Here is a 22046-nt window from a genome sequence, read left to right on the forward strand (position 1 = left end):
GGTCACACCATAAACAATGCAGAATAAACACACCTCTGAATTTAATAAACTCAACACTGGTGTTCATAACAAATGGGAAAAAAATGTGGGTGATGATCAAAGCATCATGGCAATTTCGAGAGTAGGAAAAACCTTTTTTAGAATAAACCAAGATACAAGGCTAGTGGAAAAGAATGAAGAAGCATAGAAAATTGTAAACTTCTGCGCACTTCGGATACGGTGCGGGAAATGTCATGTTATAGCCTAAACTAGATGGTATCGAGTACACATTGAAACGCTATGAACACAAAAAAGTGCATTCTAATTCAATGGGTGATTTTAGCCTCCTTTTTCATCCTTCAGGCGCAAGACGACCCTTATTTGTGGTTGGAAGAGGTGGAGGGCGAAAAAGCTTTGGCATTTGTCGGCGAACAATCCAAGGCCACATTCGATAGTCTCAGTAAGGAAAAAGAATATAAAAATATTTACGATAATTCCCTGAAAATCTACAATTCACCGGATAAAATTCCCTATCCAACCATATACGGCGATTTCATTTATAACTCTTGGAAGGACAAAGATCACGAAAGGGGCATTTGGCGTAGAATGTCCAAAACCGAATATTTACGTAAAGATACGGTTTGGGAAGTTCTTCTGGACTTGGACCAAATGACCAAAAATGATTCCATACCATGGGTTTTTGCAGGTGCCACCGGGTTATACCCCAAGTATGATCGGTTTCTTGTAAGTCTTTCCAAAGGCGGAGTAGATGCCGCTGTTGTCAGGGAATTCGACCCCACCACCAAAAGTTTTTTACAAGATGGGTTTTTTATCGATGAGGCCAAAAGCGATGTCGCTTTTCTTGATGAAAACACGGTCATGGTTTCGACTGATTTTGGGGAGAACACAATGACCACCTCAGGATATGCTAGGCAGGTCAAGTTATGGAATAGAGGAACTTTATTGAAGGACGCCAAATTGATCTATGAAGGAGATAGTAAGGATGTTGGCTGTTTTGGTTATGTGCTGAGAGATGACACTGTGAACTATCCTATAATCCTAAATTATCACACCACTTTTACGGGAAGTGCTTTTCTATGGATGGATGACAAAGCCGTCAAGCTCGATGTGCCCGAGGATTGTAATATTCAAGGTATCCTGAATAATCAGCTTATCCTCGACCTTAAATCAGATTGGGAGGTCCAAGAAAGAATATATCCGCAAGGTTCTTTGATCAGCCTAAACTTACCTGATCTATTGGAGGGGAAAAAAGAAATTCAACTCATACTGCAACCTGATGAGTTTTCTAGTATATCGCAAGTGTCACAAACGCAAAATAAACTGCTAGTTAATGTATTAAGGAATGTGATCGGTGAATTGCATATCTATTCTTTCGATAAGGATAAATGGGAACAAAAAAAAGTTCCAACTATGGATTTTGGGACTATTTATATCATTGAATCCGATGCATCTTCTGACATTTATTTTTGTCAGTACGAGAATTTCTTGCATCCATCCACCTTATATGTAGCGGATGCAACCGAAAATTCATTGAAACCCTATACATCTCTTCCCACATATTTTGACGGAAGCAAGTATGAGGTAAGGCAATTCAAGTCAACTTCAAAGGATGGGACTTTGGTGCCCTATTTTGTAGTCTCCGCCAAGAACATAAAAAATGATGGGAATAATCCGACCCTACTTTATGGCTACGGTGGATTTGAGATTCCGGTGGCCCCATTTTATGCCGGAACTTTTGGCACTTCATGGTTGGATAGTGGAGGGGTCTTTGTTCTCGCAAATATTCGCGGCGGGGGCGAGTATGGCCCTATGTGGCATCAGGCAGGAATAAAGGAGAAAAGACAGAACGTCTTTGATGACTTCTATTCCGTGGCCGAAAATTTGATTTCGAAAAAAATTACGTCTCCCCGACATTTAGGCATAATGGGCGGAAGTAACGGCGGTTTGCTCGTCGGGACCGCCTTTACGCAAAGACCGGAATTGTTCAACGCAGTGGCTTGCCTAAATCCTCTGCTAGATATGCAGCGTTATTCAAAATTGCTGGCAGGAGCAAGCTGGATAGGGGAATACGGAGATCCCGATAAACCTGAAGAATGGGCATACCTTCAAAAATACTCCCCGTACCAGAATCTAAAGAAAGAAGTACAATATCCAGATGTTTACTTCTTTACCGCCACAACCGACGATCGTGTTCATCCGGGCCATGCGCGCAAGATGGCGGCCAAAATGATTGATTTGGGACATAAAGTCTACTTTTACGAAAATACAGAAGGTGGGCATGCTGGATCTTCGACCAACGAACAAAGGGCGACGGAAGATGCCATGCTATTTTCTTATTTTCTGATGAAATTGAACTAATGGGATAGTTCTCCGCCAAAATCGATGATGGCCACCTCGGTAACAAGAATGGATAAGCCCTCGGGATGCGATGCAACAATTGGATATTCCGCCCATAATATTATGTACAATTCCAAAGTGGAAGGCGGGTAACCCATAACAAATTGGCCGCTTCGATAGCCCGTATCGATATCGTTCTACACGGCCAAGGGTCTATACTCGAAAACAGTACCATTAAAGACAGTGGCTCCTGGGGCATTGATTTTGTACAGGGCGGAAATAGCTTGACGGATACGAACAATACCTTCGTCAACAATGAAGACGGCAACATAGTACCCAACTAATCTTATTAGGAAAACAATAATACTTTCGTATGACTATTGGAATAACTTTGGCCAGATAAACCTAACGGTCTTGGGTTCCTTCTGATTTAATAGGCTCAATGAACATAAGGGAATCCTAAAATTATACTCATTGTACCTTTGATATCATGGTAGTATTCCCCATTTGCTTATTAAAGGTTGAGAATCCCATTCTGAAAAGAATTTAGATTTCGAATTGTCTACTTTGAATGAGTCATTCGTTGAAATACAAGTCGATGTATAACATAGTATTGGAAACTTATGAATGCCATAACAAAGTACCAAAACACAAGGGCCAAACTCTTTGAGGAATTTCATACTACGGCCCAATCCAAATATCTTGAAACGATAGGTCCGTTCGGTCAAATCCACTATTTGGAATCAGGCCAAGGAACCCCTTTAGTCTTGGTTCATGGAGGGCTTGGCCATTCTAGCGAGTGGATACCCATTCTTAAGCCTTTGTCGGAACGGTATCGCCTATTTATTGTTGACCGGCCCGGCCTTGGCCTCACGAGCCCAATGGAAAATCAAGGAATCGGTTTTCGGCAAAACTCAACGGCATTCATCCACACGTTTATGAAAGGAATCGGGGTACCAAAAGCTATCCTCCTCGGTAGCTCGATGGGCGGATATTTTAGCATTTGTTTTGCGCTGGAATATCCTTGGAAAGTTGAAAAACTGCTCTTGATAGGAGCACCGGCGGGGGTTGAAACGTTGGATTCCCGCCCTGTTGCGGGCATTAGGTACTAAAGGGCTAAATAAAATACTCATCAAGACCCTGACACGGCCCAGCATTGCAGGTCATAAAAAAATTCATAAAAAACTACTGGTCGCCGATATATCAAAAATTTCAAAAAACTATCTGGAGCATAGCTGCGAAAATCATCAGCTACCAGGCGCTCTTGATTCCATGACCGATATGTTGCAAAGTGTTTTGACGTATAGGGGATGGCGGAAGAAATTGTGTCTTATAAATGAATTGAAATATGTCAAAATGCCCGTACATTTTATATGGGGCGATCAAGATGCCTTTGAATCCCCGGAAACCGGCAAACAAAAAGCATCCCAAATTTCCGGAAGTACTTTTGATACGATTCAAAATGCGGGACATAGTCCTTGGTTGGATCAACCTGGCTTATGTGCTTGCCTAATCCTCAATAGACTTGGCCAATAATAATATTGGTTCAACATAGTGATTCTTTTTCCTTAGAGTCGTGAGGAAGATAGAATTTTTGAAAAGTGGGTATTGAATTTACCTTGCAAGAGCAGCTTCCTTGGATGATTTCCAAAAAAAAGGAAGTACCAGTGTGATACGTCCCTTTTTGCCCTTGTAGAAATCGGATATTATAATAAAAAGCCCTAAATTACTTAAGGTTTTTTTTGTGCTCTGAGCGGGCACTAGACTATCGAGATGGGCAAAAAAATTTTAAATTTTTACGACTTTGTTGAGAACAATCTAAATTTCAACTATTCAAGGTAAATGAAATACATTTCACGGAATATGATTGCCCTATTGAGGTAGCTATATTTCGGTTGGCGAGATGTTAAAGGATGTATTTAACATAGGTTGCCATGATTTCAGCTTTAAGCGCAGCGGATCCGTTAAAATTGTATAATTTTAATTCGTCGATAGACTGAATCATGTAGAATTAGTGAGTACGCTTCTATACGCCATCCCTAAGACATCTATCCTTGGGACCATCTTGCTTACGGCATGGCTGGGCGGGGCGGTAGCTACCCATATCATCCATCATGATTCTCATTTCTATTTGCTTTTTCCGGTACTTTTTGAGATGCTCACGTGGCTAAGTATTTGGTTAAGGGATGGGCAACTTAAAACGATATTCCCTATAAAAAAGTAGGAGGACGGAACAATCCATAAAATCTAATATCATGAAAATTCCAAAAGGACACCAAGCCATTATGCCCTACCTAATGCTAAACGGGGCGAAAAAGTTTTTCGATTTTACCGAAAGGGTATTCGATGCCGAGCAGACCTATCTCAAATTTAGGGAGGACGGCAAGACCATCATGCACTCCGAAATACAGATCAACGGGAGTACCATCATGTTTTGCGAGGCCACGGAAGAATGGAAGGCACAACCGGCCAATCTTTTTGTATACGTGGAAAATGCGGATGCATCCTATAAAAAAGCAATCGATGCCGAGGCAACGACCATCATGGAACTTAATGATCAAGACTATGGCCGAACCTGTGGCGTTCAAGATCCAGTTGGAAATGTATGGTGGATCACTTCCACACAAGCGTGACTAAACAGATTACTACGGTAACAGTATATAAACCTAATTGTTCGACCCTAGCTACCTGCCTTTCAATTTATCAGTGTTCAACTTCCCGAAGGCATGCATCCGGTAGTTTGTTCAAGGTACATCCTGCCCGAAAGTCAACAAGTTATGGTCGAGATTCAGCAATGAAAATTCCTTTTGCCCCCAAGGTTTGACCTGCAGAGACCCGTTCGGATGGATGGCTATTTTTTTATCCAATATCCATTGATATGGTTCTTCTATGTTGTCGGTCCGAACATAGACCTGTCCGTAATTTTGCTCAGGATCCAGTGCCGCAAATTCAAAAAAGTGGATTTGGATGCCGTCTTTTTGAACCATTAGGTAGCCCTCGAAATCGGCAGTTCCGAATTCTTCAAATTCCAATTGGCTAAAATAGTAGTCTTTGGTAAGCGCCTTGTTGCGCATGGGCAGCTTAGGGTTGATTTCCGTTAGCATGACGTGGCGAGTTTAAACGATTTTATACATATTGGTAACCTTCCAAAGTTAATCATAAACCGAAAAAAATCCACAGTGAAAACAAATGTCGTAATCGCCCCTCCATATTGTCAAATTTACCCCGCTTGAATAGGCAAGATTGGATTAACTTTGATAAACAATCCCAATCCAGAGATTATGGCATCCACAAAAACGAACAAAATCATCTTTTGGACAACTGCCATTATAATCTTTATAATGGAAGGACTTATCCCCGCATTTACTTCACAGACCGAACTTGCGAAAGAAGGGATAAGACACTTGGGCTATCCTGAATATTTTGGTAATGCGTTGGTTGTTTTTAAAGTTTTGGGCGCTTTAACATTAATCATTCCGCAAGTGCCAAAACGAATTAAAGAGTGGGCTTATGCAGGGTTTGCCTTTGACTTTATATTTGCGGGAATCAGCCATTTTGCCGTAGACGGAATGGATTTCCAGTCCTTTTTCCCATTTCTGTTTTTAGTGATTTTAATTGTTTCCTATTTTTCATATCACCAACTAAACACCATAAAATAATATGTCATTTCAAGTCTAGCTCGATACTATTAAAAAGACATTAAAATTAGTTGAGACGGCCATATTTATTTCTCGGTGCATCTTAACTTGAAATAGGCCATAAAATCTCAGTTTAGAATCCGTTAATTCAGTTCCTTGGAATATATTTGCAGCACGTATTAATTCTTTGGAAATACTTATGAAATGTGTTCTGCTTGTTACGGATTTTTCTGCAAACGCCCGGAATGCACTCAACTACGGAACCTTGCTTTTTGAACGAATCCCGACCGTTTTTCTTTTGCTCAATATCCACAAAAAGCCAGCGGACAATGCATACGAAGGCGATGGGTTGAACTTTTGGGAGGAACAAGCCACGCATGCGCTTGGAAAGTTCCTAAAAGAGGTAAAAAGTGATTACAAAAATCCCAAGCATTCCTTCACTACCATTGCCAAACCATTGCCGTTCGCCAATGCCATAAAGGATGTGGTGGACAAGAACGCCATCGATCTCATTCTGCTACCTACAAAAGGACCAAGGGGTGCCAGGGAAACCTTCTTGGGTACTGATACGGTAAGGGCGATCAATAGCATTAAAAATGTGCCGATAATTGTGGTCCCAAACACTTTTACCGCAAAAAAACCGGCCCAAATCGTATTTTCCACCAACTTTGAAAGGGCATTTCAAAGAAACGAACTCGACGTCTTGGTATTACTGACGAAATCACTGCGTTGCAAACTAAAAATAGTACAGATAATGAACGATAGTCATTTGGACGAGTTTCAGAAACTCAACAAGGACTATTTGACCGATATCTTTAACGGATTGGAACATTCCTTTCAAAAGATCAAGGTAGAAACTTCGGAAACGGAGGCCATCAACGAATATGTCAAGAGGATGGATGGCGATATGATCTCATTGGTCAACCATAGGTACAATTTTCTGCAAAAAATCATCCAGGAAAATGTGGTTAAAAAAGTAACGTTCAACAGCGAGGTGCCTATTTTGGTATTGCCGGAACTGGTAAGTAACAGGCCCATTTCGGTGCGTACAGTTAGTGATGGAAAGATGGTACTCTAATTTGAATTATTCATTATAAATTTGGGTAGAATCGTGACAAGAGCTTTTCCTACTTCCGCAAAAGGCTGGTAATGATTTCAAAAAGGGCTTTTAAATCACTTATGGCACTAAAACGAACCGCATTTTCTAACCGCACCGAGGCCCATCCTGATTGTGCACAAAACCCTACCATTCATACAATTTCCTTATAAGCTGATCGGAAAAGTACTATCTTTAATCTGAATATTTCCAACCAACATTCCAATAACTAAGTGTAAAAAAGTCTGGATGCGAACGCCAGCTTTTTAGCCATTCCCTACGTAGGTTCTTCCCTTCGTCCGCCATTGCAAATCTTTCTTGCAACATTCGATAATACCGGCTTATCCTAAATGGAAAGCCTATTATCAAAAAAATTCTACCCGATTGATAGAAGGTTTTTCAAAATCCTAAATAGATTTTAAAAGATTTGAAATGATAATAGCATCAGAAATCGCACCCTCGCCTGAATTGTCCCCTTTTGTACGGTGCTACACCTATAGGCAGTTTGATACAAAGGGCTTGGACATGAAAAAACCATGGCATGCGGCGCATGAAGTATCACTGGTTTTTTTCTTTAATGCCTGGCCTGTTCATTTGTTGGACCCACATACTGGACAAATCTTACAAACTGGATCATACGCGGGTGTTTCGGGATTGGGGAGCCACTATAATGGTGAAATGACCTTTAACGGAGATTACTCTTTTTTTGAGATATATTTCAGACCGACCGGCTTTAATAAGATATTCGGTATTCCTTCTTCAAAAATTACCAACCAAATTATTAATGCGGACGACATTTTCGATTCAGAGGCCAGATACCTTTTTGAACGGCTTTGCGAGGCAAAAAGTCTTGTGACCATGGGAATCTTGGCGAACACCTACCTTTTGGCGATATTAAAAAGTCGGAAATCCGGCCATGACGTTAGCTTGACGTTCCTTTCCAACCTGATTACAAAAAATCCGGGAATGTTCAATGTTGCACAACTGGCTTACACCGCCAATATGTGCAGTAGGAATCTGGAACGTTATTTTTTGGAACAGGTAGGTTTGTCGCCCAAACAGTTTTGTTCCGTAGTGCGGTTCAACAATGCCTTAAATCTTAAGCTAAGCCATCCCCAAAAAGATTGGACCTCCATTGCCCATGAAGGTGGTTATTTTGACCAGATGCACCTTATAAAGGACTTTAAAAGGTTTTCCGGAAATGCGCCATCCAGCTTTCTAAAACATACCCCGATAGCCCAGGAAACCTATACAAGCCGTGTCGCTACATAGTCTTTAAATTGTCGTGTTTTTACTATCCAGTTGTGGGGGCAGCCTCTAATTTTGGTGGACCTAAATACAGACTGGTGTCCTTGTAGCTATCCGACTTACAGACCGTCAATAAAAAATGTAAATTTTAATCCTAAAAAATGGGGCCATGGAAATTAAAACTACTGAACAAGGCGTAGATACCGAGGCAATGACATCACTCGAGCTTCGACTTACATATGATAAGGACCTGGCTATTACGGCAACGAATATTGATCGCGTTTTAGATCAAAACGGAAAGTTCGGTCAATTATACGAAACGATAAACCTACACAGGCAGGCAGGCTTGGAAAGTTTATTTAAGCGCCGGTTCTCCGACACTTTTAACCCTGCGAAATTCAGGTGGCCCGAATATCTGTTTATCCCTACAGCGGCAAATGGCCATGATTACTGGATAAGCTCCCCGCCGGATAATCATAGATACGCCCTTGCCTGGAAATCACCCAACGACGGACCCAACACGGCATCTGTTGAAACCGGCAATCTATTCGTATTCGGCCAACTTCACAATGAGGGACCGACAGATACCCAATCGTCTACCGCTGCCATCGGGGTATTTTATGAACCTTCGATGACTTTGGGCGTGGTCGACTTTCAACCGTCAGTGCATTTTAAGGCGGAATTCCGTACGGCCCTTGAGTATTTCCCGGCACTATCGGCGGGGGGCGTACATATTTATGCGGAACTGTTGCTTGCCTGCTGGCAAAAGATACCAGGGCCCCAGGAATTTGATCTCATCGGCGTAAAGCATTTCGATGTAGCTACATCGGGACGGCGTGACCAATCTTTTGGCCCGGAATTGCAGCAAATTGAAAAATCGCTGGATGGACCGGAGCTTTCGGCACCTTTTGTGGTCGAGCGGGGCCGAAAATATTTATTCGCGGTAACGGGAAGGATAACGGTTGCATCGAACCTAATTTCATCCGATGGGAAGCCGTTGCCCGTTTTTAGCAGCTCACAGCTTAAGGTATGGGGCTCGCTAAACTGTCTTGTACCTCAAATGAATATTTATACAAAACGGGTAGATATACCGTGAGCAAACCCCAGCAGTCCTTTGGAGAGATGTCTTATCGAAGAGGCTGCCAGGGTGCATCGGACCCTAATGATGCCGGTTCCCATGAAAGTACGGCTTCCGATGGGTCGGATATCGACATCAAACGGTGGGATGATCAAATAGTCCCACTTCTCTTTTGCATTGAATGTGCCCTAATGTTCATATAATTCACAAACAAATGATCCGAGCAATGAAAATCAACTATGCGAGCACTCGAAAAATATGAAATTAATTGTAATCTACGAATATAACCATTAATCTAAAAGCTGCATTATGCCACTTTCCCGTACAATTGTCAACGTAAATAACGACCTCTCTCTCATAACTTACCTTTTAAGTGAAAAAAGTTTTCAAAGTCCCTGGTCACATCCAAATGTGCCTGTTATCGTATTTGCTGACTCGGCATTGCCAGGATTTTCAGTTTCACCTCACGGGGGACCTGTGGGCAGTGGAATGCCTTTGGAATTATTGTTCTGGGGCGATTGGTGGAATACCTCAGAAGGTGCGGACAGGCGTAATTTGCTCATAAATCGCACACAGGCATTACTGGCAAGTGACTACTTTTCCGAACTGAAGCAATATGGAATTGATAAGCCGTACTGGAGGGGTGCAAAAATTGTAACCGAGCCTGGGCCCCTGGCTGCTTTCAATTCAAATGATGATGTACAATCGGTACCCGACTTGATAGATGACCTGCTAGACGATGATGTGTTTCCCGATCCGGATGATGAGAAAATAGCCTTTATGGTTTTCATGGCAAAAGGCTTTACGCAAAGTATTGGGGCAAACGGAAGCCATACCAAAGATTACAATTATACGTTTCCATGGGATAAAGACTGGTATTGGGTTGCATGGGTCCGCTCATTTGGGGCCGAAACGGGTGAAGACCCTGAAGATGCCATGCGCACTTTCAGCCATGAGCTGGTAGAAATGTTGTCTGATCCTGAAATTGATGGATGGTATGCTAATAACGATCCGGGAAAAGGTGAAATAGGCGATGCAGCGTTTTCAGGTAACGTAAGGCAAACGGCGTGGGTAAACGGCGTGCATGTTTCATCTTACTGGTCTAACCAGTATGGGGCAACGGTCATTCCTATAGACCGAGACTACCGGGCAAGGATACTCGGCACCATTAAGTTGGAACACCGCGCTTTAGAACATGGCACGTTTAGGCCTGAACCGGCAGAGAGCCGTCTTTGTGAACTGCTGCCGGAATGTTGTTTTGTCGATAAGGATTATAAATTCACTCTTGCGAAACGGGATGAATTGGTAAGATTGAGCTTAGAGACCGAACGTTACCGCCAGCCCCAGTTTGCATGGTTTGTGGATAATATAGCAGTAATGGGTGATGGTGTATTAAACTTAAACGTTTTAGGCGGAACTTATGTGGGCCGAAAGTCATGGTTCAGCCAAATGAACGTAGCCATTCAATGTAAACTGCTGAACAACGAACTTACCTTAAGAACAATTGGTACCAACGTAAACTTTGATATTTCGGTGAATTGTAAGGTAACAGATGCTTCCATTACGGGGAATGTGAAAATAAATGTAATAGCTAACCCATCGGTCACTATTGGCTTTGTAGGGGAAGAAATAACCATAGATCCCGAATATGCAAATCAAAAAGCAGCATGTATTAAATCGGCTACAAGAATGTTTAAAGATTTAGGCAAAACAAAGCCTAGGCGAAAGGTAACGATTGGAGACCCGTTGGAGTTTGACTCAACTATCTTAAATGACTTACCGGCCTGGGCAAGAGTAAATGACTATCAAAAAGCGAGGGAAGCAATCAACCTTTCAAAAATGGCTAATGCGTACCTGCCCGCAGAGGAGGCCAAAGTGGTGATAGATGCATTGATAAGGGAAGCACCAGCGTTAGAAGCAGCGATACATATACAATCAAATAAAGACACGGCAACCTCCCATTAAAAGCACAGGGTAAAATCGCTAATGCAGGAAATCGGTTAAAAGATAAAAATACATGAAAGTTTACAGAACGGCGGGCAACGGTGGCCTCAATTAAATTAAACTTAGAATAATATGAAAAGAAACAAATTTATTGCTTTAGCGATAGCGGCCGGTTCAGCCCCTGCCTTTCTCTTTTCGGAAAATAAAAGAACATTTACCGGCCCCGATAATGGATTTAAAATACCGGCAGGTGAAGGGAGGCTACATGGCCATATTAAATTGAAAGGGGTAAACGCGAACATTTTGGACCTAAAAATTTCCGGGGACGATACCGATGGGGGGATGGCCATTTTTGAGCAAACTTCGATATCACAGGGAAAGGGCACTCCGCTACATGTCCATCATTTCCAAAATGAGGTTTTTTATGTTATAGAAGGAAAATATTTCTTTAAGGTGGGAGATGACGAATTCCATTTATCGGATGGCGACAGTATTTTTTTACCTCGAAAAGTTCCACATGCATGGACGCAGGTCTCCGAAAGGGGTAAAATGACGGTTACATTTCAGCCCGCAGGTAAAATGGAAAACTTTTTTGTAACCGTTGCGGCACTAGACTATGAGCCCACGAAAGAAGAAATGGCCAGAATTTTCGAGGATAATGAAATGAGCGTGGTAGGGCCGCCGTTGACTTTTTAAACAAAATCCTGGTTTCGGATTTAGTTTTCATGATTTAACAATCCCGATATCTCTGCAATCTTACGGAACATGCTGTTTAGCACTATTCCATTGTTAATTGAAAATTTGCACTGTTGCGTTAAAAAATGTGCTATGGCCGCTCTCGGTAACCAAGTTCAAGTTCAACGGCGGATTTCTAAAATTGTGGATCGCTCCAGATTAACAGAACCCCAGGGATTTTGGTTTTAAGAAGCTACTGCTGACTACTGCCCTCTGTCCAAACATCGCCCCAAGGCATCGCCACATTGGCCTACACAGGCTTCCCGTGTTTTACGTTGGCATTCGACCTGGCATGTAAAGTCATTTGGGGGGCAGCGCTTAAAGCATGCGTCTGCGGCCTCTTCGCCCTCTTCTTCGGTAGGGCAATTGTTGCGGCATTCCTTCCATTCTTCTACACAGGCTCCTTGACAGCTTTGGTTCAGGCTTCCGAGAAGGCCCATTGCCAGCACAAGGGCCATTGTGATGTAATTTATGTTTTTACGTGTTTTCATGGATATATTTTTTAGTGATTTTTTAAAATTCAATACTATGGGCTCTGTTGCAACTATGGGCTCTGTTGCACTTTTCGCCCTTTTCACCCTCGCCTATCGTCGCTCAAAAGAACCCTGTTCTCCGACAAAAATGGACTGGCAAACAATTGCTTATTTAATAAGGAAAGGATTAATGAGTAACAATGTAAGGATTATCGCGGTTGTCGTACCATTCAAGCTCAAAATTTGACTTATCATCTACGTATTTTTTATAAACAAAACCCCATTCACCGCCTTCACCATCTTTGCGGGTCAAGATCAGCTGGTGGCATGTATATTGCAACTCATAGGTATTCTGGTTAAGAAAGCTTACAGGGCCCGACCCTTGATAAGGGTCAAACGTTAGGTTCATTGTGTTCGTACCAGGCGTAAAATCATGATTGCCATTATGGTGGAAATCAAATATGTTATAGGCCAGAGTTACGGTCGAATCGCAAAAATTGCGGGTACTCGGTATGATGGCGGCTTCATCTAACTTGCCAGCAGTCTGAAATCTTCCGTTATCATATATGAACAGATTTTCTCTTAGATCGGTCCGGCCGTCATGCGGGTTAAACTCTACCCAGGTTAGATTGGGTGCAGGGTTATTCTTTTTGCAACCTCCACCGCCACTACCCGCCAATACACTTTGTCCTGTTAGATTATTACAGCAACCCCCCAAATTTTTATTGAGGGCGACCTTGCGACCGGGCGCCTTTACCTGTAGGATCTCATCGTTGTACAAATGAATGGTAAATTCCCATTGCCAAATTTTTTCATGTGATGTAAAATTTTGCGCTTCTCTAAGAATACTATTGCAGACATCGGCCTCATCGGGATCATTGGGATCGTCTATCTCGACCGGTTCGATAAATGTACTAAAAGGGATGCCATCTACATAGGGCATAAGCTGTAACGGAAAAGAGATGGGGTAGTCCTTAAAATCGGCCACGGGAAATTCCGCATCAATGTTGACCACATCGGTCGAATCCGTACTTTCTTCCGGAACAATTGGTACATCGTAATAGTAGGAGGCCCCGGGCACGTACACATAAAAGCCGGTTACGTTTATCGCGGGATCGTGCAGAAAACGTACCCTGTCGCCTACGGGAAGACCGCGCATCAAATAAATGCTATCCTTTACGTTGTTCCAGATAGCGCCATCGCCTCCCGATGGCGGCTGGCCGGGAATCTTGGTGGCGTTTACCAGCTTTAGGTACTGCGCGATTACATCGGCTTCCAGGGAGTCGGCAGGGGCGACGATCGTATCCTGCCCGCCGCCCTGATTGCCTTCCCCGGGGGGCTTAGCAATGGGCGGCGACTCCTTTTTGATTTCCTCCTCGTCCTTACTGCAAGCCTCGATGCAGATAACGATGGTTCCAAGAATTAGGAGCATGCGAAGACATCTCCCGAATACACTTACGATTTTTGATTTTTTTCCTGTTGTAAACATGGCTTTTCATTATTGGGCCTGTCTTCCGATTGCTATCGGTAAGAACGGGCGGATTGAACATTTGATAAAAGGTCTGGGGGAGATATGGAACCCGGCTTGGGTTCATTACCATAAAGCTATATACAACAGAAGGTATTTGCGAGACGGGATCTATGGATGGAGGACTTGGGTTTGTAGGTGGTAGGAACGGGTCAATAGGTGGTCGGGTCCGGGGATTGGTCATCTACTTTTTCAGCTACCACCTCCCTTTTCTTTGGCCACTAGCTAGCACATCATCAACAGCGGCCAGCAACCTACCACAAGCCGACTTGATTTCCGCTTCCGAAATGATCAATGGCGGGGCCAGGCGTAGGGCGTTGTTACGGAAAAGGAACCAATCTGTCAGTAGACCCATTTCCATGGCCCGGTCGATGACCGCCTTTACGATTTCGAACGACTTGAATTCCACGGCCATGAGCAATCCCATGTTCCGTATTTCCAGTATGGCCGGATGTCGAAGGTATTTTTTAAACAGCTCGGCCTTGGTTTCGACTTCTTCGATAAGCCTACTTTCGGTCAATACATTCAAGTTTGCCAGTGCCGCCGCCGCACTTACCGGATGCCCACCAAAGGTGGAGATATGCCCCAAGATCGGTTTTCTCTTTAAAACGTCCATGATATGTTGGGGGGCGATAAAGGCTCCGATGGGCATGCCCCCGCCCATGGCTTTCGCACATACTACAATATCCGGAACGATATCATAATGTTCAAAGCCCCAGAACTTTCCGGTACGCCCGAAACCGGTCTGTACTTCGTCCAATATCAATAAGGTTCCGGTGGCATCACAGCGCTGTCGCAATTGTTTAAAATAGTACCGGCTCGCCGCCATAACGCCAGCTTCCCCTTGTACGGTCTCCAAAATGATGGCGGCGGTATTTGTGGATATTTCCGATAGATCTCTACCATTTCCAAAAGTGATATGCTTGACATCGGTAAGCAAGGGGCGATACCCTTTTTTTAATTCCTCATTGCCGCAGACGGAGAGGGCGCCATGGGTAGAGCCGTGGTAGCTGTTGTGGCAAGAAATCAGTCCCGCCCGCCCCGTAAAGCGTTTGGCCAATTTTAAGGCACCTTCCACGGCCTCGCTTCCCGAATTTACAAGATAGCAGTTGTCCAGCTTTTTGGGCAAGGTCCGCAACAGGTTTTCCACCAGTTTTACCTGAGGACTCTGTACCATTTCGCCATAGACCATGACGTGCAGGTATTTATCCGCCTGCTTCTTTATGGCCTGGATTACCTTCGGATGCCGATGCCCAATGTTGCTGACCCCGATACCGGAAATAAGATCCATAACTTTTTCGCCGTTTTCGCCGTATAGGTACATGCCCTCCGCGCGTTCTATTTCCAATAGCAACGGAAAGCTAGTGGTCTGCGCCAAATGGGACAGGAACAATTGTCGATTGGTAATCATGATTTTTAGTATTTAAGGTTTATACTTGTTGATTATCAGTTAATTAATTGGTCTGATCTTTTAGTTCTTTACCAAGGCTTCCAACCGTTCTAGCCTTGTTCCAATATCTTCGATTTCAATAATTTGCCGATTCAATCTGGCCTTTTGGGCTTCGATCAGCACTTGCTGTTCCTGGACTGCCTTGATCGCCAATACCTCGAAACCGGCATAGTTGAGGGAATAAATGCCCGGTGACCGCTCGTCCGTGGAAACGGAGACCAGTTCGGGAAACAGTTTTTCCATATCCTGGGCGATAAAGCCGAGGGAGGTCTTTTGATCGGGATTGCCCTCCTTGACTTTGTAGGAAGACGGCACCAATTGCATCATATTGCCCAAAATTCCCTTTATAGGATTGATGTCGGATTTGAACCGGCGATCGGACAACGCATAGTAGTTTCCATCCACGGCATTAAACTCGCCCCTGACACTGCCATTGAAAAAGAGATATAAACCATTTCCCGTATTTACATATAACTCCCAATCCTCGTCACTACTGGCGTTTTGAATATCCAGACCAAAACTTCCATGGACAATTTTCATCATATATCGTTCGGCTTCGCCGGGAGATTGGCCCACGATAAACCCCTTGGTCTGAATGGCGAGCTCGCTTAGTCCGTCGGGCATATATTGGGCATGGGAAACGATACGTGCCCGGCCCAGTGTATTCTCCGCTTCCAATCGAATGGAGTGTGCGGCGTTTCCGGCCTCAACTGCCCCGCCGTTCTCGTTGCCCACGGTTATTGCCGGCAGCTTCCAACTTGACCCGATATTGTTACCCACCACCAGCTCTTTATCGGGATCGGTATTCCCGATGCCTACTTTTCCATTACCAAGAAGGGTGACATGGTCGGCCTCGACATTGCTGTTCTTAAACCGGAAATTCAGTTTGGAATTTTTTTGGTTGTTGGCGGCAAGTCCGTTGATGTTCCAATGCACGTTCTTTACATCGTTGTTTCCAAAGGAAATTCGGGCATAGTCCCTTTCATTTTCGGTAAGCAGCAATTGGGGCAGTACGTTTGTCGAATTGTTGGTAATTTCCAATTGGGCAGCGGGCCGGTTTGTGCCGATACCGACCTGGCCATTCTGCACTAAAATCATTCGTCCTTCAAATTCGGAAGCACCATCGACCTTGGCCCCGAACAACAGATTGGCACCTTTGCCAGTGGTGGTCATGGCCCATTGGTCTCCGTTTTGCGGATAGCCCAGCATTAATTTGCCCACATCGGTATTTACCCGCATATCGCCGTTCACTTCAAGTTTTGCTTCGGGAATTTCAATTCCGATACCTACATTGCCATGGCCGGTTACCAGTGCAGCTCTTCCCGACGATTCAAAGAAACCCCTGAAACCCGTACCTTCGGCCCTTCCTATAATTCCGGCGCCGGACGGATTATCGGTACTACCCAATACCCCGGCCACATTACCGCTGCCGCTTGAAAAGCCCACGACCCCGGAACCCTGTTCGGAGGTACCGAAAATAGCGGCTGAGCGCACGGCCACGAGGGATGATCCTGCACCCTGCCGCCCGGCAATGGCCAACCCGTTTGCCGTGGTGGTATTGGCGATGCCGAAAGCCATGTTATCGGGAAAATCGATTTCTTCCATAACAGGAAGTGAAAACCTTAAGTAGGACAAAGGAATTCCACCTCCGCCTTTAGAGAGTTTCAGGGAATCGTTAAAGATTCCGATGTGCTGTATATCGTTCGAGAGACCATTGTCCCTGGTACCGCCGATGGACTGGCCAAAGGAAGCCGCGAAGAATCCCCATAGTAATGCTATATTTAATGTTACCTTTTTCATGATATTTCACGTTTTATCAAACAACGCTTTGCGCCATACGCCGTACGCAGTTTTTTGCGCATGCCGTACCGTATATGGCGCATAGCCTGCCTATTACAAATCAAAATCCTTCATCCACTCCCAATGTACCTTTGCCCCGTGCATCGGATGGTTTCTTCCATTGGGATATTCGTGTTCCAGATCTTTGACTATCGCAAAACCGAAATCGTTTCGGGGTCCCGAATTGTTCGAATATTTTGCGACTATATATTTGCCGGGATCCCCAGTAGCGGTATAATTTGGGTTAAGCCCAAAACTGTCGATATATGAATTCAATATGGACTGCACTTGGGGATAGGTTGCCAATACTTTCGGGAAATTCAAGGACAATGGCGATGTGGCGCCGAGCTTGGCCATCAATTTGGCATCGGCCGCCCCGATTTGTAACAGAACGGGTAGTCTTCGTAAGGGCGTGAACGTCGTATCGGGCGGTATGGAACCCGCACACGCCACCACCGCCGACAATTTATCCGAAAGTTCAATGGCGCAACGTGCCGCCATTTCGCCCCCGTTGGAAAAGCCGACCATATACACCCGTTCGGTTTCCGTGTTGTATCTTGACGCCACGGCCTCGATCACTTTTCCAAGGAACTTTACATCGTCCCTGCGAATTACGTTATCGCAGAGTTCGAGGTCGTACCCCGTCCATTTTTCGGCGTTGTGCTTTTGCATGCCATCATCTTCGACGCAATCGTATTTCCATGCGGACGGGAATACCGTAATGATGTTCGCATCCTCGCCCTGTTGTACCCAACCGGAGATTTTATAGAACTTTTCGCCGTTGCCCCCGCTTCCGTGGAGCATCAGCACTACCGGAAACCTCGAACTGCCTTCATAGGTTTGGTGAATGTGGACGTAATATTCCCTGTTGTCCCCATCGACCTGTATGGCGAAACGGTGTTTGCCGGGCGTCGAGTTTCTTTGCTCTTTCTTGGTGTCGCTACTTTTTACTTGTGTTTTCATCTTTTTATTATTTTTAAGATTATTTAATACGGATTTGGGGAAGTCGGCCATGCGCCTTTTGTATTGCGGTGCAAGCCGGTATCATTAAAATTTAAAAAAGGGGGAAGGAGAAAATTTTTAGGGGGGAATCAATAGTATAAAACTACTACTCGCCCTTCGAAACCTCTATTCAAGATCGATAGATGGACTGGTCGGGTTTGTAGATGGCGGGAATAGGAGGATAAGTGGAAAGCAAAGTCCTACCCTCTAAAGTCCAAAATTTTACAGGGATGGATATTGGGAATATTCATTTTATATTGGGGGATACTATAGGAGTATGGCCTAAACCCTATTCAACATCCCCAAGAAAGCATCCTTCCTTCTTCGGGAAATGTCCACATGATGGTCATCAGTCATGATGACGTAGCCACCATCGCCTTTGAAGTATTTTTGGATGTGCCCCATGTTGATAAGGTGGGAGTTGTGTACCCGACAAAATCCGGAACCGGTCAACAGGTTTTCAAAATCCTTAAGGTTTTTGGAGATGACCTGTTTTTGATGGCCGGAAAGATAGAGCGTGGTATAGCTGCCGTCGGCCTCGCAGTAGATGATATCGTTGGTCCTGAAAAAGTCGATGCCGTCCAAAGTGGGGACGGCCAGTTTTTCGATCTTGCCGGAAGTGTAGTTTATATTGTGCAGTACGGACTGATAGCGTTGTCGCTTTCCGTTTTTTTGTAAATTTTCCTTTGTTCTTTTTACGGCGTGGATCAGGTCGTCCACGTCCAAGGGTTTGAGTAGGTAGTCGATGGCGCTAAACTTGATGGCCTTGATGGCATATTGGTCGTAGGATGTAACGAAGATGACCTCAAATTCGATGGGGGACAATTTTTGCAGCACATCAAAACCGGACATATTGGGCATCTGGACGTCCAAAAAGACAAGATCCGGTTTGAGTTCCGCAATAGCTTTTATTCCCGCTTCGGGACTTTCGCAGATCTGCAGGATCTCAACTTCCGGGCAATACTGTTTAAGTGCCTGCTGTAGCGATTGCCGGCCGTAATGCTCGTCGTCGATGATCAGTGTCTTTATCATTTTAAGTTTAGGGATTTAGTAAATTCATAATTTTCAATTTTTCATTTTCACTTCGTACCCCATACTTCGTAGCTTGAATTTTTCGTAACTCGTAATGCATAACCTATAATTTGACTTTCGCTTAAACCTAATCAGGAAATAGGAATATTGACGGTCACGCGAGTCCCCAAAGCCTCCCCCGCCTGGTTTGTCAGGTCGGTAATATGGATTAGTTTTCTTTGTAGTTCCTTACTGAGCAGCCTCAGCCGTTCCTCTGTAATTTTCAGTCCTAGGGACTTGCTCTTATATACCGATCTTTGCTGTAGCTCGAAAGCTTTTTGGCGGCCCACGCCATTGTCCTCGATCTCGCACACCAATTGGTCACCTTGCTGTTCTATGGAAATGGTAATCTTTCCGTTCCCGATGTCCTTTCTGTGCATCAGGCCGTGCCAGATGGCATTTTCCACAAAGGGCTGTAAGACCATGGAGGGCAGGTAGGTGTTTTCCAGATCGATATCGCCCTTGATGTCGATGTTGTGCTGTATTTCCCCATTAAAACGAAGGGATTCAAGTTGAATATAAGCCTCCAATAGGCTCAGTTCATCTTTTAGGGAAACCTCGGTGGACTCCGCATTTTCCAAGACCATCCGGATCAGCTTGCCGAACTTGGTCAGATATTTGGAGGCGTTTTTGTTGTCTCCGTCCAAAATCATCTGGTTGATGGAATTCATACAGTTAAAAATAAAATGTGGGTTGATCTGTGCCTGCAAGGCCTTCATTTCAAGTTCGGTGAGTTGGCGCTTAAAGTTGACTTCCTTGATCTCCTCGTTTTTGGAAGCAAGAACTTTTTGGCTTTTTAGGCGTTGGTGAAGCGTGTAGTATAGCAAACCGGCCAAAAGGGCAATCAATAGTACTCCTATAATAAATGCATTTTTTAGGGTAGCTTGACGTTGTGCTTCTTTTCGCTGCATATTTTTTTCCTGATTCAATACTATTATTTGCTGGTTTTTTTTTTCGGCTTCATATTTAATCTGAAGTTCGGCCACTTGGTTAAGATGGTTTTCGTTGATTAGGCTATCCTTATATATTTCATAATTTTTTCGACTATCCAGTGCCTTAGCGAAGTTGCCGTTTTCCTCGTAGGCGTATGATAAAAGGTCATAAGATTCTCTAATATAAGACTTAAAGTTTTTTTTTATTGCTTCTTTGATCAACCCGTTAAGGGCATTTATGCTCTGTGTGTAATTTTTTAGCTTGTAATCAATCAGTGCTAAATTAAATTCCGAGCTTAGAATATATTGTGGCAGACCCAGCGATTCGGCAATATCCTTTGATTTTTTATGAAACTCCGATGCCGTTTTATAATCGCCTTTTGCAAAATATATAATACCGATATTGTTCAAATCCATCCGAGCATCGTATTGTAAATCATATTTTTCATTTATTCGGAGGGCTTGGTTATGATATTGCAGGGCCTTTTCATAGTCTTTTTTTCGCCCATAAATCAGTCCTATATTTCCCAAAGCATGAGCCATTCTTTTTTGATCTCCCATACCTCTGTACAGTCTAAATCCCTTTTGATAATATTCCAACGCCTTATCGTTGTTATTCAAATCCATATTCGATATTCCAAGGTTTAAGTAAACACGGCCCAATCCAGTTGAATCACCCACTTGTTCGTAAAGCGCAAGAGCCTTTAACTGATCTTCTACTGCCAAGTAATATTCTCCATTGAAGTTATACGCCATTCCCCTGTTTTGATAAAAATCGGCTTCAACAGAAGAATCATGAAAATTACGAAGTTGTTTTTCTACTTTTCCAAGTAAATTCAGTGATTTGGGTATGTTGCCATTATAGAGATAGAAGTGTGCTAGTTCAATTCGAGCAACGCATACTCTTTTTTCATCGTTGATTTTTTTCCCAAGTGTTTGTGCTTTTTTAAAATAGTCCTCAGCCTTGGTAGTATCGATAGAAGTCAGAGATTTTCCAAGTTCCACATACAGATCTGTTTTGACCGAATCTTGGGAAGTATTCTTCAATAAGTACAGCAAACTATCGACATTAGCCGTTTCTTGGGCCTTCAAAAAAAAGCATGTCAATAGAAAAAAAAAGTGGATGGTCGACCAAAATTTTCTCGTTTTCATGGTCTTGAGGGGAACATCCCAATTAACCAAAGGATGTCAACAAACCAAGTTAAAGTTTACAAGTACTCTTTTTAGATAATTATGTGCCGTTTACACCATTTACTGTATAGTTAGATCAATTACAATTAATTTGGGCAAATCGATAAGATCTTAAAAAATTGAATCGAGAGATTCAGTTTTGCAGATCATTATAAAATCGGACACTAACCAGCCTATTAAATATATTAATTAATCCTTGCCGACGGCAACTTCCGACAGCGTATCCAAGAGCATCTTTTACTACCTTTAGAACCTTCTCATTTTCGTAATACCATGACGCGTTACCCAAAGGCGGGGTCGTTGCGCAATATGTGGTTAATGCCATAATCGTCGGTCCACACCAACATTTTTCGAGTTAGCTCTAATGCGGTAGTTTCGCATATTACATCATAGGAGTTCCTAGATTGCGATTACCAAAAAATGACAATACGGTTGGGGGTTCAGCTCGAAATCGACCCTCCTATTGGTCCGTGGCTTGTCCAGA

General features: G+C 43.6%; 22 protein-coding genes. 14 read left to right on the forward strand and 8 right to left on the reverse strand.

Annotation, left to right across the window (positions count from 1 at the left end; genetic code table 11):
• The first annotated feature begins 16 nt into the window (after window positions 1-16).
• The 7 genes from BLT07_RS20935 to BLT07_RS07860 all read left to right on the forward strand — a co-directional run bounded on the left by BLT07_RS20935 (window position 17) and on the right by BLT07_RS07860 (window position 4970).
• Entirely contained in the window at window positions 17-187 is a 171-nt protein-coding gene (locus tag BLT07_RS20935; protein WP_175455282.1) for a hypothetical protein, read from the forward strand.
• A gap of 92 nt (window positions 188-279) precedes the next feature.
• Window positions 280-2358 (forward strand): prolyl oligopeptidase family serine peptidase, encoded by a 2079-nt coding sequence (locus tag BLT07_RS07835; RefSeq protein ID WP_091867490.1) that lies wholly within the window; start codon window positions 280-282, stop codon window positions 2356-2358.
• A gap of 143 nt (window positions 2359-2501) precedes the next feature.
• Window positions 2502-2681, forward strand: coding sequence for a hypothetical protein (locus tag BLT07_RS07840; protein ID WP_091867492.1), 180 nt, complete (start codon window positions 2502-2504; stop codon window positions 2679-2681).
• A gap of 279 nt (window positions 2682-2960) precedes the next feature.
• Entirely contained in the window at window positions 2961-3449 is a 489-nt protein-coding gene (locus BLT07_RS07845; RefSeq protein WP_091867494.1) for an alpha/beta fold hydrolase, read from the forward strand.
• The gene (locus BLT07_RS07850) at window positions 3406-3873 is read left to right on the forward strand and encodes an alpha/beta fold hydrolase (protein WP_139205119.1); all 468 of its coding nucleotides are present in this window, start codon (window positions 3406-3408) and stop codon (window positions 3871-3873) included. Before BLT07_RS07845 ends, BLT07_RS07850 begins: the two co-directional genes overlap by 44 nt.
• A 478-nt stretch (window positions 3874-4351) precedes the next feature.
• The gene (locus BLT07_RS21700) at window positions 4352-4561 is read left to right on the forward strand and encodes a DoxX family protein (protein ID WP_175455283.1); all 210 of its coding nucleotides are present in this window, start codon (window positions 4352-4354) and stop codon (window positions 4559-4561) included.
• Between the two features lie 31 nt (window positions 4562-4592).
• A complete protein-coding gene (locus tag BLT07_RS07860) occupies window positions 4593-4970 on the forward strand; it encodes a VOC family protein (RefSeq protein WP_091867506.1) in 378 nt (125 codons plus the stop codon).
• 111 nt (window positions 4971-5081) lie between these two features.
• On the opposite strand, the gene BLT07_RS07865 is transcribed toward BLT07_RS07860, so the two are convergent.
• Complete coding sequence (locus BLT07_RS07865; RefSeq protein WP_091867508.1) at window positions 5082-5441, reverse strand: VOC family protein; 360 nt, start codon at window positions 5439-5441, stop codon at window positions 5082-5084.
• A 177-nt stretch (window positions 5442-5618) separates the two neighbouring features.
• Between BLT07_RS07865 and BLT07_RS07870 the strand changes: the two genes are divergently transcribed.
• The 7 genes from BLT07_RS07870 (at window position 5619) to BLT07_RS07895 (ending at window position 12037) form a co-directional block, all read left to right on the forward strand.
• On the forward strand, window positions 5619-5996 hold the full coding sequence (locus BLT07_RS07870) for a DoxX family protein (protein WP_091867509.1): 378 nt from the start codon (window positions 5619-5621) through the stop codon (window positions 5994-5996).
• 178 nt (window positions 5997-6174) lie between these two features.
• Window positions 6175-7053 carry a universal stress protein gene (locus BLT07_RS07875; RefSeq protein WP_091867510.1) on the forward strand — a complete coding sequence of 293 codons (879 nt, stop codon included), beginning with the start codon at window positions 6175-6177 and terminating at the stop codon, window positions 7051-7053.
• Between the two features lie 450 nt (window positions 7054-7503).
• The gene (locus BLT07_RS07880) at window positions 7504-8343 is read left to right on the forward strand and encodes a helix-turn-helix domain-containing protein (RefSeq protein ID WP_091867517.1); all 840 of its coding nucleotides are present in this window, start codon (window positions 7504-7506) and stop codon (window positions 8341-8343) included.
• Window positions 8344-8488: 145 nt separating this feature from the next.
• Window positions 8489-9415 carry a hypothetical protein gene (locus BLT07_RS07885; RefSeq protein WP_091867519.1) on the forward strand — a complete coding sequence of 309 codons (927 nt, stop codon included), beginning with the start codon at window positions 8489-8491 and terminating at the stop codon, window positions 9413-9415.
• A complete protein-coding gene (locus tag BLT07_RS20715; protein ID WP_139205120.1) occupies window positions 9412-9600 on the forward strand; it encodes a hypothetical protein in 189 nt (62 codons plus the stop codon). The genes BLT07_RS07885 and BLT07_RS20715 overlap by 4 nt, the downstream gene beginning before the upstream one ends.
• Before the next feature lie 106 nt (window positions 9601-9706).
• Window positions 9707-11362: a hypothetical protein gene (locus BLT07_RS07890; protein WP_091867521.1), complete on the forward strand. Its 1656-nt coding sequence runs from the start codon at window positions 9707-9709 to the stop codon at window positions 11360-11362.
• 111 nt (window positions 11363-11473) lie between these two features.
• Window positions 11474-12037: a cupin domain-containing protein gene (locus BLT07_RS07895; protein ID WP_091867523.1), complete on the forward strand. Its 564-nt coding sequence runs from the start codon at window positions 11474-11476 to the stop codon at window positions 12035-12037.
• Between the two features lie 242 nt (window positions 12038-12279).
• On the opposite strand, the gene BLT07_RS07900 is transcribed toward BLT07_RS07895, so the two are convergent.
• The 7 genes from BLT07_RS07900 to BLT07_RS07930 form a co-directional block, all read right to left on the reverse strand.
• Window positions 12280-12567: a hypothetical protein gene (locus tag BLT07_RS07900; protein ID WP_091867525.1), complete on the reverse strand. Its 288-nt coding sequence runs from the start codon at window positions 12565-12567 to the stop codon at window positions 12280-12282.
• 169 nt (window positions 12568-12736) lie between these two features.
• A complete protein-coding gene (locus BLT07_RS07905; RefSeq protein WP_139205121.1) occupies window positions 12737-14038 on the reverse strand; it encodes a hypothetical protein in 1302 nt (433 codons plus the stop codon).
• Window positions 14039-14273: 235 nt separating this feature from the next.
• The gene (locus BLT07_RS07910) at window positions 14274-15488 is read right to left on the reverse strand and encodes an aspartate aminotransferase family protein (RefSeq protein WP_217633302.1); all 1215 of its coding nucleotides are present in this window, start codon (window positions 15486-15488) and stop codon (window positions 14274-14276) included.
• Window positions 15489-15548: 60 nt separating this feature from the next.
• Window positions 15549-17327 carry a tail fiber domain-containing protein gene (locus BLT07_RS07915; RefSeq protein WP_091867529.1) on the reverse strand — a complete coding sequence of 593 codons (1779 nt, stop codon included), beginning with the start codon at window positions 17325-17327 and terminating at the stop codon, window positions 15549-15551.
• 93 nt (window positions 17328-17420) lie between these two features.
• Window positions 17421-18329 carry a CE1 family esterase gene (locus BLT07_RS07920; protein ID WP_175455284.1) on the reverse strand — a complete coding sequence of 303 codons (909 nt, stop codon included), beginning with the start codon at window positions 18327-18329 and terminating at the stop codon, window positions 17421-17423.
• Window positions 18330-18650: 321 nt separating this feature from the next.
• Window positions 18651-19400, reverse strand: a complete 750-nt coding sequence (locus tag BLT07_RS07925) for a LytR/AlgR family response regulator transcription factor (RefSeq protein WP_091867533.1) — start codon at window positions 19398-19400, stop codon at window positions 18651-18653.
• Window positions 19401-19531: 131 nt separating this feature from the next.
• Entirely contained in the window at window positions 19532-21523 is a 1992-nt protein-coding gene (locus tag BLT07_RS07930; RefSeq protein ID WP_139205122.1) for a tetratricopeptide repeat-containing sensor histidine kinase, read from the reverse strand.
• Window positions 21524-22046 lie beyond the last annotated feature (523 nt).

This window comes from Pricia antarctica (assembly GCF_900101815.1).
GTDB lineage: Bacteria > Bacteroidota > Bacteroidia > Flavobacteriales > Flavobacteriaceae > Pricia > Pricia antarctica.